The organism is Burkholderia ubonensis, assembly GCF_902833085.1.
Classification (GTDB): domain Bacteria; phylum Pseudomonadota; class Gammaproteobacteria; order Burkholderiales; family Burkholderiaceae; genus Burkholderia; species Burkholderia ubonensis.
The window spans coordinates 210,687-224,786 of the sequence record NZ_CADFEB010000010.1 but is presented as its reverse complement, the minus strand read 5'-3'; the positions used below and the strand labels follow the sequence as shown (position 1 = coordinate 224,786).

14 protein-coding genes are annotated in these 14,100 nt (G+C 63.6%); 1 reads left to right on the top strand and 13 read right to left on the bottom strand.

What is annotated here, in order from left to right; genetic code table 11:
- Positions 1–9 precede the first annotated feature (9 nt).
- Positions 10–822: a transporter substrate-binding domain-containing protein gene (locus HWX31_RS27340; RefSeq protein ID WP_174960587.1), complete on the top strand. Its 813-nt coding sequence runs from the start codon at positions 10–12 to the stop codon at positions 820–822.
- A gap of 597 nt (positions 823–1,419) precedes the next feature.
- Here HWX31_RS27340 and HWX31_RS27335 read toward each other — a convergent pair.
- The 13 genes from HWX31_RS27335 to HWX31_RS27275 form a co-directional block, all read right to left on the bottom strand.
- Complete coding sequence (locus tag HWX31_RS27335; RefSeq protein WP_174960589.1) at positions 1,420–3,147, bottom strand: AMP-binding protein; 1,728 nt, start codon at positions 3,145–3,147, stop codon at positions 1,420–1,422.
- A 179-nt stretch (positions 3,148–3,326) separates the two neighbouring features.
- Positions 3,327–3,752 carry a F0F1 ATP synthase subunit epsilon gene (locus tag HWX31_RS27330; RefSeq protein WP_042586705.1) on the bottom strand — a complete coding sequence of 142 codons (426 nt, stop codon included), beginning with the start codon at positions 3,750–3,752 and terminating at the stop codon, positions 3,327–3,329.
- 113 nt (positions 3,753–3,865) lie between these two features.
- Positions 3,866–5,260 (bottom strand): F0F1 ATP synthase subunit beta, encoded by a 1,395-nt coding sequence (gene atpD / locus HWX31_RS27325; RefSeq protein WP_059609453.1) that lies wholly within the window; start codon positions 5,258–5,260, stop codon positions 3,866–3,868.
- Between the two features lie 71 nt (positions 5,261–5,331).
- Entirely contained in the window at positions 5,332–6,207 is an 876-nt protein-coding gene (gene atpG / locus HWX31_RS27320) for a F0F1 ATP synthase subunit gamma (RefSeq protein WP_174960591.1), read from the bottom strand.
- 70 nt (positions 6,208–6,277) lie between these two features.
- Positions 6,278–7,819 carry a F0F1 ATP synthase subunit alpha gene (atpA, locus tag HWX31_RS27315; RefSeq protein WP_010093097.1) on the bottom strand — a complete coding sequence of 514 codons (1,542 nt, stop codon included), beginning with the start codon at positions 7,817–7,819 and terminating at the stop codon, positions 6,278–6,280.
- A 44-nt stretch (positions 7,820–7,863) separates the two neighbouring features.
- Entirely contained in the window at positions 7,864–8,403 is a 540-nt protein-coding gene (locus tag HWX31_RS27310; protein WP_059609454.1) for a F0F1 ATP synthase subunit delta, read from the bottom strand.
- 2 nt (positions 8,404–8,405) lie between these two features.
- A complete protein-coding gene (locus HWX31_RS27305; RefSeq protein ID WP_010093101.1) occupies positions 8,406–8,876 on the bottom strand; it encodes a F0F1 ATP synthase subunit B in 471 nt (156 codons plus the stop codon).
- A 131-nt stretch (positions 8,877–9,007) separates the two neighbouring features.
- Complete coding sequence (gene atpE / locus HWX31_RS27300; protein ID WP_084906312.1) at positions 9,008–9,274, bottom strand: F0F1 ATP synthase subunit C; 267 nt, start codon at positions 9,272–9,274, stop codon at positions 9,008–9,010.
- A 75-nt stretch (positions 9,275–9,349) separates the two neighbouring features.
- Positions 9,350–10,201: a F0F1 ATP synthase subunit A gene (gene atpB, locus HWX31_RS27295; RefSeq protein ID WP_174960649.1), complete on the bottom strand. Its 852-nt coding sequence runs from the start codon at positions 10,199–10,201 to the stop codon at positions 9,350–9,352.
- Positions 10,202–10,310: 109 nt separating this feature from the next.
- Positions 10,311–10,838, bottom strand: coding sequence for an ATP synthase subunit I (locus HWX31_RS27290; protein ID WP_174960593.1), 528 nt, complete (start codon positions 10,836–10,838; stop codon positions 10,311–10,313).
- Between the two features lie 392 nt (positions 10,839–11,230).
- The gene (locus tag HWX31_RS27285; protein ID WP_174960651.1) at positions 11,231–12,361 is read right to left on the bottom strand and encodes an SLC13 family permease; all 1,131 of its coding nucleotides are present in this window, start codon (positions 12,359–12,361) and stop codon (positions 11,231–11,233) included.
- 13 nt (positions 12,362–12,374) lie between these two features.
- The gene (locus tag HWX31_RS27280; RefSeq protein WP_059477070.1) at positions 12,375–13,268 is read right to left on the bottom strand and encodes a ParB/RepB/Spo0J family partition protein; all 894 of its coding nucleotides are present in this window, start codon (positions 13,266–13,268) and stop codon (positions 12,375–12,377) included.
- A gap of 31 nt (positions 13,269–13,299) precedes the next feature.
- Complete coding sequence (locus HWX31_RS27275) at positions 13,300–14,076, bottom strand: ParA family protein (RefSeq protein WP_010093111.1); 777 nt, start codon at positions 14,074–14,076, stop codon at positions 13,300–13,302.
- Positions 14,077–14,100: the final 24 nt, after the last annotated feature.

The window sequence follows — 14,100 nt, the reverse complement described above, 5'->3', positions numbered from 1 at the left end:
GGAGACCCGATGAAGCAGTTCGCCAAGATTGCCGCCGTCGCAGCCATCGCCGCGCTGGCATGCGCCGCCGCGGCCACGCACGCGCAGACGGCCCCGGGCAGCGGCGGCGCGGCAGGCGCCGGCTCGCGGCTCGACGACGTGCTCGCGCGCGGCACGCTGCGCGTCTGCACGACGGGCGACTACAAGCCGTATTCGTATTACCGCGCCGACGGCCGGTTCGAAGGCATCGACATCGACATGGCCGACGCGCTCGCGAAATCGCTCGGCGTGAAGGCCGACTACGTGAAGACGAGCTGGCCGAACCTGACCGCGGATTTCGTAGCGAAGTGCGACATCGCGGTCGGCGGCGTATCGACGACGCTCGAGCGCCAGAAACGCGCGTTCTTCACGCAGCCGTACATGACCGACGGCAAGACCCCGATCGTGCGCTGCGCGGACGCCGACAAATACCAGACCGTCGCGCAGATCGACCGCCCCGAGACCCGCGTGATCGTGAACCCGGGCGGCACCAACGAGCGGTTTGCGAAACAGCACTTCATGCACGCGAACCTCACCGTCTACCCGGACAACGTGACGATCTTCAAGCAGATCCTCGCCGGCAAGGCCGACGTGATGGTGACCGACGCGTCCGAGACGCTGCTGCAGCAAAAACTGAATCCGGGCCTGTGCTCGGTGCATCCGGACCAGCCGTTCCAGTTCGGCGAGAAAGCGTACATGGTGCCGCGCGGCGACGTCGTGTTCCAGCAGTACGTCGATCAATGGCTGCACCTGGCGCTCGCGAACGGCGAGTTCCGGGCGATCTCGGACAAATGGCTGAAGTGATTGACCGGCGCCGTGGCTCGGGCGATGAGGTTTATCCGAAAGGCCGACTACCGCGACCACCCGATCACGTTTCAAAATCTTTCTGATGATTGAATCATCAGACATCGAATCCTCTGAGCGTTGCACCTTTTCGCGTGCAATTGGGGACTTCGTCGAGCCTGTCGCGCACGAAAAACGCATTACGCGCACGCGATGAAAACACTTTCGATAATATTGGTAAAAATGACCTCCATGGAATCCCTTAAAACAGCAAAAAATCCCGGAAAGCCTTATCCGGCGGGCGTTACAACCTGAAACACTTTGTTACCGCGAGGGGACATCAATTCGCCCACAATGCCTTTCAACGGTTTCAACACGGATGCGGTCTCGTGTGCCAAGTGTGAGCGGACGCAAAGCACGGCGAGCCCGTCGGTTATATGCCGAAGCCCTTCCGGGGGGCATCCCTGTTGGAGTCGTTTCCGGTCTTCGGACCGGACGCGTTCCATCTTTGGTCTCCTCGCGCTAACCCCGTAGCGTGTGGTTTTTAGCGGGCTAATAAGCCCGCTTTTTTTCGTCCATCGAAAACGTGACGGCCCGCCGGGCGCCACGTTTCCCGCCTCACGCAGTCTTCTGCACGTCGAGCTTCAACTCGTCGATCATGCGCTGGCGCATCACGAACTTCTGCACCTTCCCCGTCACCGTCATCGGCAGCTCGTCGACGAAGCGGATGTAACGCGGAATCTTGTAGTGCGCGATCTGCCCCTGGCAGAACGCGCGCACGTCATCCTCGGTCAGCTGCTCGCCCGCGCGCAGCACGATCCACGCGCATACTTCCTCGCCATACTTCGCGTCGGGCACGCCGAACACCTGCGCGCTCTGGATCTTCGGATGACGAAACAGGAATTCCTCGATCTCGCGCGGATAGATGTTCTCGCCGCCGCGAATCAGCATGTCCTTCAGCCGGCCGACGATGTTGCAGTAGCCGTCCGCGTCGAGCGTCGCGAGATCGCCGGTGTGCATCCAGCCGTCGATCAGCACGTCGCGCGTCTTCTCGTCGTCGTCCCAGTAGCCGCGCATCACCGAGTAGCCCTTCGTGCACAGCTCGCCCGTCGCGCCGACCGGCACGGTGCCGCCGCTCGGATCGACGATCTTCACTTCCAGATGCGGCTGGATGCGGCCGACGGTCGTCGTGCGCATCTCGAGCGGGTCGTCGGTCGAGCTCTGGAACGACACGGGGCTCGTCTCCGTCATCCCGTACGCGATCGTGATCTCCGACAGGTGCATCTGCGACACGACGCGCTTCATCGTCTCGATCGGGCACGGCGAGCCGGCCATGATGCCGGTGCGCAGCGTCGACAGGTCGTACTTCGCGAAGTCCGGATGATCGAGCTCCGCGATGAACATCGTCGGCACGCCGTGCAGCGCGGTGCAGCGTTCGTCGGCAACCGCGGCGAGCGTCGCGGCCGGATCGAACGCCTCGCCGGGGAACACCATCGCGGCGCCGGTAGACACGCACGCGAGCACGGCCAGCACCATCCCGAAGCAGTGATAGAGCGGCACCGGAATGCACAGCGCGTCCTGCTCGCTGAAGCGCATCGCCTGCGCGATCGAGCGCGCGTTGTTGACGACGTTGCGGTGCGAGAGCGTCGCGCCCTTCGGGCTGCCGGTCGTGCCGCTCGTGAACTGGATGTTGATCGGATCGATCGACGCGAGCGTCGCGCCGAGCGCGTCGAGCGCTTCCCGGTCGAGCGCCGCGCGGCCGCGCGCCATCACGTCGGCAAAGCGGAACATGCCGGCGGGTGCGACCTCACCCATCGACACGATCGTGCGCAGGCTCGGCACGCGCACCGCGTGCAGGTCGCCCGGCGCGCAGCGCGCGAGTTCCGGCGCGATCGCCTGCAGCATGTCGACATAGCCGGACGACTTGAAGCGCTCGGCGGCGATCACCGCCTTGCAGCCGACCTTGTTCAGCGCGTATTCGATTTCCGCGAGCCGGTAGGCGGGATTGAGATTGACGAGGATCGCGCCGATGCGCGCGGTCGCGAACTGGGTCAGCAGCCATTCGCTGCGGTTCGGCGACCAGATGCCGACGCGGTCGCCCCGGGTGATACCGAGCGCGGCGAGGCCCGTGGCCAGCACGTCGACCTCGTCAGCGAATTCGCGCCAGCTCCAGCGTATGCGCTGCTCGCGGAACACCACGGCCGGACGATCGGGAAAGCGTCCGGCGGTATCCCGCAGGAACTGCCCGATCGTCGCTTCGGAAAGCGGCACGTCGGTCACGCCGCGCACGTACGACAATCCGTTCTCGGGCGCGATCAGCGCCCGCACGCCTGGGTCTGCAGCCATGAATGTCTCCGTCTTTTGTCTGTCTGATTCAGCGGACGATAGCGCGCTCCGCTGACGACACTCTGACATCGATTCTCGGCTATCGGACGAAATAGCACGCTCGGACGAAACCCTGACGAAACCGGGGCGAAAAAAAAGCAGCCCGGAGGCTGCTTTCTTTTGCACGACGCACGGCTGGCTTAGTGCCGGCTGCGCATCTTCGCAAGACGCTGGATCGCTTCGAGTTGCGCCATTGCGGTCGCGAGCTCGGACTGCGCCTTCGCGAGGTCGATGTCCGACTTCGCGTTCTGCAGCGTTTCCTCGGCGCGCTTGCGCGCTTCCTCGGCCTTCGCCGAGTCGAGATCCTTGCCGCGGATCGCGGTATCGGCGAGCACCGTCACGGCGCCCGGCTGCACTTCGAGAATGCCGCCCGCGACGAACACGAACTCGTCGTTGCCGCTTTCGGTTTCGATGCGCACCGCACCCGGACGAATCCGCGTGATCAGCGGCGTGTGACCCGGCAGGATGCCCAGCTCACCCGCTTCGCCCGGCAGCGCGACGAACTTCGCCTCGCCCGAGAAGATCTGCTCTTCCGCGCTGACGACGTCTACTTTGATGGTTGCCATATCGACTCCTGGTTGAGCGTGTTGCGGTCGGCGCGATCGACCATGAAGCGAATCGACGATATCGATTCACCACACTGTGGCCGGATCGCGCCAGCGTGCTACCACTCAGACCTTTACTGGATCTTCTTGGCCTTCTCGAAGGCTTCGTCGATCGTGCCGACCATGTAGAACGCCTGTTCCGGCAGGTGATCGCACTCGCCGTCGACGATCATCTTGAAGCCGCGGATCGTTTCCTTCAGCGGCACGTACTTGCCCGGCGAGCCCGTGAACACTTCAGCGACGTGGAACGGCTGCGACAGGAAACGCTGGATCTTGCGTGCGCGCGCGACCGACAGCTTGTCTTCCGGCGACAGTTCGTCCATGCCCAGAATCGCGATGATGTCGCGCAGTTCCTTGTAGCGCTGCAGCGTCTGCTGAACGCGACGGGTGATCGAGTAGTGCTCTTCACCGATCACGTTCGGGTCGATCTGGCGCGACGTCGAGTCGAGCGGGTCGACCGCCGGGTAGATACCCAGCGAAGCGATGTCACGCGACAGAACGACGGTTGCGTCCAGGTGGCCGAAGGTGGTGGCCGGCGATGGGTCGGTCAAGTCATCCGCAGGGACGTACACGGCCTGAACCGACGTAATCGAGCCCTTCTTGGTCGACGTGATGCGCTCTTGCAGCTTGCCCATTTCTTCAGCCAGCGTCGGCTGATAGCCCACTGCCGACGGCATACGGCCGAGCAGTGCCGACACTTCGGTACCGGCCAGCGTGAAACGGTAGATGTTGTCGACGAAGAACAGCACGTCGAGGCCTTCGTCACGGAAGTGCTCGGCCATCGTCAGGCCGGTCAGCGCGACGCGCAGACGGTTGCCCGGCGGCTCGTTCATCTGGCCGTACACCAGCGCGACCTTGTCGAGAACGTTCGAGTCCTTCATTTCGTGGTAGAAGTCGTTCCCTTCACGGGTACGCTCGCCCACGCCCGCGAACACGGAGTAACCGCCGTGCTCCTTCGCGATGTTGTTGATGAGCTCCATCATGTTGACGGTCTTGCCCACGCCCGCACCGCCGAACAGACCGACCTTGCCGCCCTTTGCGAACGGGCAGATCAGGTCGATGACCTTGATGCCCGTTTCGAGCAGTTCGGTCGACGGCGACAGTTCGTCGAACGCCGGCGCCTTCTGGTGGATCGAGCGGGTGTGCTCGCTCACGATCGGGCCAGCCTCGTCGATCGGGCGGCCGAGCACGTCCATGATCCGGCCGAGGGTCGGCTTGCCGACCGGCACCGAGATCGGCTTGTTCGTGTTCTTCACCGTCAGACCGCGGCGCAGGCCGTCGGATGCACCCAGACAGATGGTGCGGACCACGCCGTCGCCCAGCTGCTGCTGGACTTCGAGCGTCAGTTCCGAGCCTTCCAGAATGAGCGCGTCGTAGATCTTCGGCATGCTTTCGCGCGGGAATTCCACGTCGATAACGGCGCCGATGCACTGTACGATCTTGCCTTCTACCAAAGCAGCAGTACTCATCGCTTTTCCTTTAAATACCTGATTCTTTACTCGCGCAAAGGCGCAGTTTCGGGTGGTCTGGCGGCTCGCGCTTAAACAGCTGCGGCGCCGCCGACGATCTCCGACAGTTCCTTCGTGATCGCGGCCTGACGGCTCTTGTTGTACACCAGCTGCAGCTCGCTGATCACGGTCTTCGCGTTGTCCGACGCAGCCTTCATCGCGACCATCCGCGCCGATTGCTCCGACGCCATGTTTTCCGCGACGGCCTGGTACACCAGCGCCTCGACGTAGCGCACCAGCAGCTCGTCGACGACAGCCTGCGCATCCGGTTCGTAGATGTAGTCCCACGACGTGGCCGGCGTGCCGTCATTCGCCTCGAAGTGCTCCGACGACAGCGGCAGCAGCTGCTCGATTACCGCTTCCTGCTTCATCGTGTTGACGAAGCGCGTGTACGCGAGATAAACCGCCGACAGCTTGCCTTCCGAATACAGATCGAGCTGCGTCTTCACCGCGCCGATCAGCTTGTCGAGGTGCGGGGTGTCGCCGAGGTGCACGACCTGCGACATCACCTTCGCGCCGAAGCGGTTCAGGAACCCGAGGCCCTTGCTGCCGATCGCGGTGGCTTCGACCTTCTGGCCCTTCTCTTCCAGCTCCTTGAACTTCTGCACCGTCGCGCGCAGCACGTTGGTGTTCAGACCGCCGCACAGACCCTTGTCCGTCGTGACGAGGATGATGCCGGCCGTCTTCGCGCCTTCGTTCGCCACCATGAACGGGTGGCGGTACTCCGGGTTCGCGCGGCTCATGTGCGCCGCGATGGCACGGACCTTGTCCGCATACGGACGAGCGGCGCGCATGCGTTCCTGCGCGCGGCGCATCTTCGATGCGGCCACCATCTCCATCGCCTTCGTGATCTTGCGCGTGTTCTGCACGCTCTTGATCTTGCCGCGAATTTCCTTCATTCCAGCCATAGCTTGCTCCTTGACCGAAGCGGCGCGGGCGCGTCAAGCGGCCCGCGCGGCCTCAGTGTTCACGCGCGGATCAATAGGCACCCGACTTCTTGAAGGATTCGATCGCCGCGCGCAGCGCGCCTTCGTCGTCCTTCGAGAGGTCCTTGGTGTCTTCGATGCGCTTGATGAGGTCAGCGTGGCTGGTCTTCAGGAATTCGCGCAGGCCCTTCTCGAACGGCAGCACTTGCTTGACGTCGAGGTCGTCGAAGTAGCCGTTGTTCGCGGCATACAGCGACACGGCCAGTTCCCACACCTGCAGCGGCTGGTACTGCGGCTGCTTCAGCAGTTCCGTCACGCGGCGGCCGCGCTCGAGCTGCTTGCGGGTCGCTTCGTCGAGGTCCGACGCGAACTGCGCGAACGCTGCGAGTTCACGATACTGCGCGAGGTCGGTACGGATACCGCCCGACAGCTTCTTCACGACCTTCGTCTGCGCGGCGCCGCCGACTCGCGACACCGACACGCCGGCGTTGATTGCCGGACGGATGCCCGCGTTGAACAGGTCGGTTTCCAGGAAGATCTGGCCGTCGGTGATCGAGATCACGTTCGTCGGAACGAACGCGGTCACGTCGCCCGCTTGCGTTTCGATGACCGGCAGTGCCGTCAGCGAGCCGCTCTTGCCCTTCACTTCGCCGTTCGTGAACTTCTCGACGTACTCTTCCGACACGCGAGCCGCGCGCTCGAGCAGACGCGAGTGCAGATAGAACACGTCGCCCGGGTATGCTTCACGGCCCGGCGGGCGGCGCAGCAGCAGCGAGATCTGACGGTATGCCCAAGCCTGCTTGGTCAAGTCGTCATAAATGATCAGCGCGTCCTGGCCGCGATCGCGGAAGTATTCGCCCATCGTGCAGCCCGCGTACGGCGCGAGGTACTGCATGGCGGCGGAATCCGATGCCGAAGCGGCGACGACGATCGTGTACTCCATCGCGCCGGTTTCTTCGAGCTTGCGCACCACGTTCATGATCGACGAAGCCTTCTGGCCGATCGCGACGTAGATACAGATCAGGTCCTTGCCCTTCTGGTTGATGATCGTGTCGAGCGCCACCGCGGTCTTGCCGCACTGACGGTCGCCGATGATCAGCTCACGCTGGCCACGGCCGATCGGCACCATCGAGTCGATCGACTTCAGGCCGGTCTGCACCGGCTGCGACACCGACTTGCGCCAGATCACGCCCGGGGCGATCTTTTCGATCGCGTCGGTCAGCTTCGCGTTGACCGGGCCCTTGCCGTCGATCGGGTTGCCGAGCGCATCGACCACGCGGCCGACGAGTTCCGGACCGACCGGGACTTCGAGAATGCGGCCCGTCGTCTTGACGATGTCGCCTTCCGAGATGTGTTCGTATTCGCCGAGAATCACCGCGCCGACCGAGTCGCGCTCGAGGTTCAGCGCGAGGCCGAACGTGTTGCCCGGGAACTCGAGCATTTCGCCCTGCATCACGTCCGACAGGCCGTGGATGCGCACGATACCGTCGGTCACGGAGATCACGGTGCCCTGGTTGCGAACGTCTGCGCTCGCTTCAAGGCCCTGGATCCGGCTCTTGATCAGCTCGCTGATCTCAGAGGGATTGAGTTGCATTATTCGCTCCTGATAGTCAATTCTGTTGCGTGCCGGCGTGGCGCTCAGGCGGTCAAGGCAGCCTGCATCGAAGCAAGGCGCGCGCGAACCGAAGAGTCAAGCACTTCGTCGCCGACCGTCACGCGCACGCCGCCGATCAGCGACGAATCGACTTCGACCGTCGGCTTCAGCTTGCGCTTGAACTTGCGCTCGAGGCTCGCGACGAGACCTTCGAGGTCCGTACCGTTCAGCGGGAATGCGCTGACGATGGTTGCGTCGGCGGCGCCTTCGCGCTCGTTCTTGAGCGCGTCGAACTGCACGGCGATTTCCGGCAGCAGCGCGATGCGATGATTGTCGACCAGCATCTGCACGAAGTTCTTCGCCTCGGCGGACGTCGCGACCGGCGACTTCGCCGCGGCAAGCAGCAGCTCGGCCACTTGCGCGCGGGTCACCTTCGGATTCGACGCCACGGAGAGCACTTCGGGCAGATGCGCAACCTGGGCCAGCTCTTGCACGAGCGTGGACCAGGCGGCGATGTCACCCCCCTCGGCCACGCGGAACAGCGCTTCTGCGTAAGGGCGGGCGATGGTTGCAAGTTCGGCCATGATCAGAGCTCGGCTTTCAGTTGATTCAGCAGTTGGGCGTGGGCCGTTTGATCGACTTCGCGCTTCAGGATCTGCTCGGCGCCCTTCACGGCCAGCGTGGCGACTTCGCCGCGCAGCGCTTCGCGCGCCTTCACGATTTGCTGTTCTGCTTCCGCTTTCGCCTGGGCGACGATGCGGGCGGCTTCAGCTTGGGCATTGGCCTTGATTTCCTCGGCGACCGCCTGGGCACGCTTTTCAGCGTCGGCGATGCGCTGCTGGCCGTCATTGCGGGCCTGCGCGAGTTCCTGGTCCACGCGCTTGTGCGCTGCGTCGAGTTCCGCCTTGCCCTTTTCCGCGGCGGCGAGGCCGTCGGCGATCTTCTTCGCGCGCTCGTCAAGGGCGTTGATCAACGGCGGCCACACGAACTTCATCGTGAACCACGCGAGGACCAGGAACACGACCATTTGCGCAAACAGAGTTGCGTTGAGATTCACGGTGTTTCCTTATCTGCTATTCCGGGGAAAAATGAAACGGTAAGGCGCTCATCGAGTTGCATTCGATCAGCGCCCCAAGTCTCCGTTCCGCCCTGCGCCGGCTTGCGCCGGACGCATATTTCCGAGGAACCTTAGGCGAGCTTGGACAGGAGCGGGTTCGCGAACGCGAACAGCATTGCGACACCAACACCGATCAGGAACGCCGCGTCGATCAGACCAGCCAGCAGGAACATCTTCGTTTGCAGCGGGTTGATGAGTTCCGGCTGACGTGCGCAGGCTTCGATGTACTTGCCACCCATCAGCGCGATACCGATACAGGCGCCGATCGCACCCAGGCCGATGATGATGCCGATACCGATGGCGGTCAGACCCTGGATGTTGGCGATGTAAGCTTGCATGATCACTCCTTTGTGAAAAGACTTGGAACTGAGATTTAAAAAACTAAAACGAAGACTCTTGTTTGCTCGACGCGCTTAGTGCTTGTCGTGCGCCTGGCCGAGATACACCAGCGTCAGCATCATGAAAATGAATGCCTGCAACAGAACAATCAGAATGTGGAAGATTGCCCAGACGCTGCCCGCGATCACGTGACCAATGAAACCGAGGAACGATGCGTCGCCGCCGAAGCTCCACATGCTGCCGAGCAGGGCGATCAACAGGAACAACAGCTCACCCGCGTACATGTTGCCGAACAGCCGCATGCCGAGCGAGACGGTCTTTGCAACGTATTCGACGATGTTGAGCGCGAGGTTCGGGATCCACAGCAGCGGGTGGCCGCCGAACGGCGCCGACAGCAGCTCATGGGCAAAGCCGCCCGCGCCCTTGATCTTGATGCTGTAGTAGATCATCAGGACGAACACGCCGAGCGCGATGCCGAGCGTGCCGTTCAGGTCGGCCGTCGGGACGATGCGATGGTGGGAAATGACGTCCGACAGACCGAGCAGGCCGATCACGCGGCCCGGCAGGTCGACCGGGAGGAAGTCGAGGGAGTTCATCAGCGCGACCCACACGAACACGGTCAGTGCGAGCGGAGCGATGAAGGCGCGGTTGCCGTGGACGATCGCCTTCGACTGGTCTTCGACCATCTCGACGAGCATCTCGATCGCGCACTGGAAGCGGCCCGGCACGCCGGACGTCGCCTTGCGGGCGGCCAGTCGCAGCACGAGGATGGTGACGATGCCACACACGATCGACCAGAACAGCGTGTCGAGATTCCAGACATGAATGTCGAAAATCGACGTCTGATGCGAGGTGGAAAAGTTCTGCAAGTGGTGCGCAATGTACTCGGACGGATCCGGACCGCGCGTGCCTTCGCTAGCTGCCATATCGTTAATGCCACCCAAATTGTCGAAAATCGTTTGCCCGATTCCGCAATACGCTATTGCGGGAACGGGCCGGCGCGTTTTCATGTCGAAACCGCGCGCTGCTTGTTCCTTACCGCCAGGCCAGTGCGATCCAGTACGTCTTCAGCACGACGAGGTACGTGACGAGGAGCGGCACCCAGTGCACGCCGGCATAGCCGTACGCCACCGCGGCGAACATCCCGATCGTCACGCCGAGCTTGAGGGCTTCGCCCGCCACCCAGCTCATCACGGTGGCCGAGCCACCTGCCTTCAGTCGTGCCACGAACAACGCACTCGGCACCCAGCCGATCGCTCCGCCCAGAAACGCGGATTGCGCAGCGGCGCCCGGCGACTTCGAAAACAGCCACCACGCCAGCGTTGCAACCAGGGACAAGGCCACTTGCGCGATCACCACCTTGTAGGGGGTGATACGCGAGGGCCGACTCACGTTCGGGCCGAACAGCTTCTCGGCTTCTGCCCGCGTGAGCGGAACGATGTTGTCGTCTTGCAGCTCGGCATCCCAGTCGTCGCCGGGAGATTCGCGCCGCTCGCCGGCCGCTGAAGCGGTGCGTTGCGCGCGGTGATCATCGTGCCTATCGTTCGGCGCCTGACCCGCCATCGCAGTCTTCCGCAAAATCCCTGAATCCGGCCCCAAGCTTTCCGAAAGCTTTCAGGGGCGCCTAGCTAACAAATCCGGGCGATTGTAAGCGATAGTTGCAGGTGATTCAAGGCTTTAGACGCGACAAAAACCTGCGTAAAACGACGCCTCATGATGTGAAAAACGCGTGAATCCACGAGGTACGATGACAGTTGTAAGGACAATTTTTTGCACAGTATTTCGTGTGCAAAAAAGTCGCGAACCGGACGGGCCGGTGATCGCGTATGGCGCGGTTGGTGGGCCGCTGTGGATGAGTCGTGGTGGATGTGACGTCGCGGATGAGTCGCTGCGGATGAATCGCTGTGGGCGCCCTGCTTTCGATGCGTCGCTGCATCGAAAGCGTACTGTGCGACTCACCCGTGAACGAGCAGCCATCCGCCGAGCACAGCGCTTGCGATCGCAAACGGAATCGACACGAGGTGAAACGGCAGCCACATGCGCGGCTCCTTCGCGAGCCGCACCGCGATCAGGTTCGCGAGCGAGCCGATCGCGATGCCGAAGCCGCCGACGGATACCCCGAACGCAAGCGCGCGCCAGTCCCGCGTGAACTCCGACAGCAGGATCGCGGCAGGCACGTTGCTGATCCCTTGCGACAACATCGCGCCCGCCGCGAACACGCGCAGCGGCGTATCGAGACGCGCATGCGCGATCGCATCGTGTATCGCAGGCAGCGCAGCCGCGGTGCGCAGCACAACGAACATCAGCACGAAGATCAGCAGCAGCAGCCAGTCGATCTTCAATACCGCGTCGCGCCGCACGACCGCCAGCACGATGGCAACGGCGATCAAGCTATGCAGCGCATGATGCGCATCGGCAAGCAGCACGAACGCGGCGAACAGGGCTGCCGCGACGAGCGCCTGCATGCGCTGCACCGGCAACGCGACGACATCGGCGGACAGGTCGAGCGGCTTCGCACGAAACGCACAAGCCGTCACCGCGAGCAGCAGGATCATCAATGCAATCGCGAGCGGCCCGAGCGTGAGCACGAAGCGGCTGAACGACACGCCGCTCAACTGCCACAGGAACAGGTTCTGCGGATTGCCGAGCGGCGTCGCGACCGACCCCGCGTTGACGGCCAGCGCGACGACGATCACGAGCCGCCGGAACGGCAGCGGCGTCAATGCGCGCAGCGACACCATCAACGGCACGACGACGAACAGCGCGACGTCGTTGGTGAGCCACATCGCGAGCGCGGCGGAGAACCCGACGAGCAGCATCGCGAGCGAGCGCTCGGAATGCACGTGATGCACGATCCGATGGGCCAGCCACATCAGGCACCCGGACAGCTCGAGCGCCTTCGTCAGCATCAGCAGGCCGGCAAGCGTCGCGACCGTCTGCCAGTCGACGCGATCGACCAGCACTCCGAATGGTTGCGGGCGCACCCATTGCAGCAGGATGAAGCCGGCGACCAGCACGGCCAGCACCGGCTCCTGCGCGAGCCAGCGGAACCACCGGCGCGGCGCCCACGCGCCCGCGTTGTCCATCGGCGACACCCCGTTACTCTTCCGCCGTCACGTTGCCGCGCAAGCGCGCGAGGATGCCCTCGAGCGCATCGAGGTTGCCGAAATCGATCGTCACCTGCCCTCGCCCGCGCCGGCCGAGCTTGATCTTCACCGTCGATGCCAGCAGGTCGGACAACTCCTCTTCGAGACGGCGCGTGTCGCGGCCGCCGTCGTCCTTCGCACGCGCCTTCACGGCAGGCGCTTCCTTCGTCGTCTGGGTGACGAGCTTCTCGGTCTCGCGCACCGACATGCGCTTGTTCACGACCTGGTGCGCAAGCGTGATCTGCGTCGCCGCATCGACTGCCAGCAGCGCGCGCGCATGGCCCATGTCGAGATCGCCGGCGAGCAGCATCGTCTGCACCGGCGCCGCGAGATTCAGCAGGCGCAGCAGGTTCGACACCGCGCTGCGCGAACGGCCGACCGATTCGGCGGCCTGCTCGTGCGTGAAATGGAATTCGTCGAGCAAGCGCTGGATGCCGTGCGCCTCTTCCAGCGGATTCAGGTCTTCGCGCTGGATGTTCTCGATCAGCGCCATTGCGGCGGCGGCTTGATCGGACACATCCTTCACGAGCACCGGCACCTCTTCGAGGCCGGCGAGACGCGCGGCGCGGAAACGCCGCTCGCCCGCGATGATCTCGTATTTGTCTGACGAAATGGGGCGAACCAGGATCGGCTGCATCACGCCCTGCGCGCGGATGCTCGCCGCCAGCTCCTGCAGGCTGCCCTCGTCCATTCGCGTCCGCGGCTGGTACTTGCCGGCCTGCAACTTCGCAAGCGCGAGCGTGTTCGGCGCGCCCTCGATCTTCACTGCTTCGGTGATGTCGGCACTGCCGCCGAGCAGCGCTTCGAGGCCACGACCCAACCCTTTCTTCTTCGGCACCGCGTTCATGTCTTTCTTCCTCGCTTCGCTCATGTCCGGATCACGCATCGAATGCGCGCACGCGCTCGATCATCTCGGCGCCGAACTGGAGATAGGCTTGCGCACCGCGCGAGCCGCGGTCGAACACGACGCCCGGCAACCCGTAACTCGGCGCTTCCGCGAGGCGAACGTTGCGCGGAATCACCACGTCGAACACCTTGTCGCCGAAGTGCGCCTTCAGTTGGTCGGAAACCTGCTGCTGCAGCGTGATGCGCGGATCGAACATCACCCGCAGCAAGCCGATGATCTTCAGGTCGCGGTTCATGTTCGCGTGCACCTGCTTGATCGTATTGACGAGATCCGACAGGCCCTCGAGTGCGAAGTACTCGCACTGCATCGGAATCACGACGCCGTGCGCCGCGCACAGGCCGTTCAGCGTCAGCAGCGACAGCGTCGGCGGGCAATCGATCAGCACGAAGTCGTAATCGTCGGCCACGCGCTCGAGCGCCGCCTTCAACCGCCGCTCGCGATTGTCGATGCCGATCAGCTCGATTTCGGCGCCGGACAGCTCGCGGTTCGCCGGCAGCACGTCGTACGTCACCGCTTCGGGGCGCACACGCGCATCGGCAACCGTGACGCCGTCGACCAGTACCTCGTACACGGTCGACTCGACGCCCGCCTTGTCGATCCCGCTACCCATCGTCGCGTTGCCTTGCGGGTCGAGATCGATCAGCAGGACACGTTGCTCCTGCGCTGCAAGGCTCGCGGCGAGATTGACCGTTGTCGTCGTCTTGCCGACGCCCCCCTTCTGGTTCGCAACGCAGAAGATCTTTGCCATCGTTGGTGTGTCCTTCTAACTTCA

Excerpts from the sequence above, each read along its gene's own strand:
- HWX31_RS27280 (WP_059477070.1), bottom strand. The coding sequence starts at position 13,268 with ATGAACGCGGTGCCGAAGAAGAAAGGGTTGGGTCGTGGCCTCGAAGCG.
- atpD (WP_059609453.1), bottom strand. The coding sequence starts at position 5,260 with ATGAGTACTGCTGCTTTGGTAGAAGGCAAGATCGTACAGTGCATCGGC.
- HWX31_RS27330 (WP_042586705.1), bottom strand. The coding sequence starts at position 3,752 with ATGGCAACCATCAAAGTAGACGTCGTCAGCGCGGAAGAGCAGATCTTC.
- HWX31_RS27290 (WP_174960593.1), bottom strand. The coding sequence starts at position 10,838 with ATGGCGGGTCAGGCGCCGAACGATAGGCACGATGATCACCGCGCGCAA.
- HWX31_RS27275 (WP_010093111.1), bottom strand. The coding sequence starts at position 14,076 with ATGGCAAAGATCTTCTGCGTTGCGAACCAGAAGGGGGGCGTCGGCAAG.
- atpA (WP_010093097.1), bottom strand. The coding sequence starts at position 7,819 with ATGCAACTCAATCCCTCTGAGATCAGCGAGCTGATCAAGAGCCGGATC.
- HWX31_RS27285 (WP_174960651.1), bottom strand. The coding sequence starts at position 12,361 with ATGGACAACGCGGGCGCGTGGGCGCCGCGCCGGTGGTTCCGCTGGCTC.
- atpE (WP_084906312.1), bottom strand. The coding sequence starts at position 9,274 with ATGCAAGCTTACATCGCCAACATCCAGGGTCTGACCGCCATCGGTATC.
- HWX31_RS27310 (WP_059609454.1), bottom strand. The coding sequence starts at position 8,403 with ATGGCCGAACTTGCAACCATCGCCCGCCCTTACGCAGAAGCGCTGTTC.
- HWX31_RS27335 (WP_174960589.1), bottom strand. The coding sequence starts at position 3,147 with ATGGCTGCAGACCCAGGCGTGCGGGCGCTGATCGCGCCCGAGAACGGA.
- atpB (WP_174960649.1), bottom strand. The coding sequence starts at position 10,201 with ATGGCAGCTAGCGAAGGCACGCGCGGTCCGGATCCGTCCGAGTACATT.
- atpG (WP_174960591.1), bottom strand. The coding sequence starts at position 6,207 with ATGGCTGGAATGAAGGAAATTCGCGGCAAGATCAAGAGCGTGCAGAAC.
- HWX31_RS27340 (WP_174960587.1), top strand. The coding sequence starts at position 10 with ATGAAGCAGTTCGCCAAGATTGCCGCCGTCGCAGCCATCGCCGCGCTG.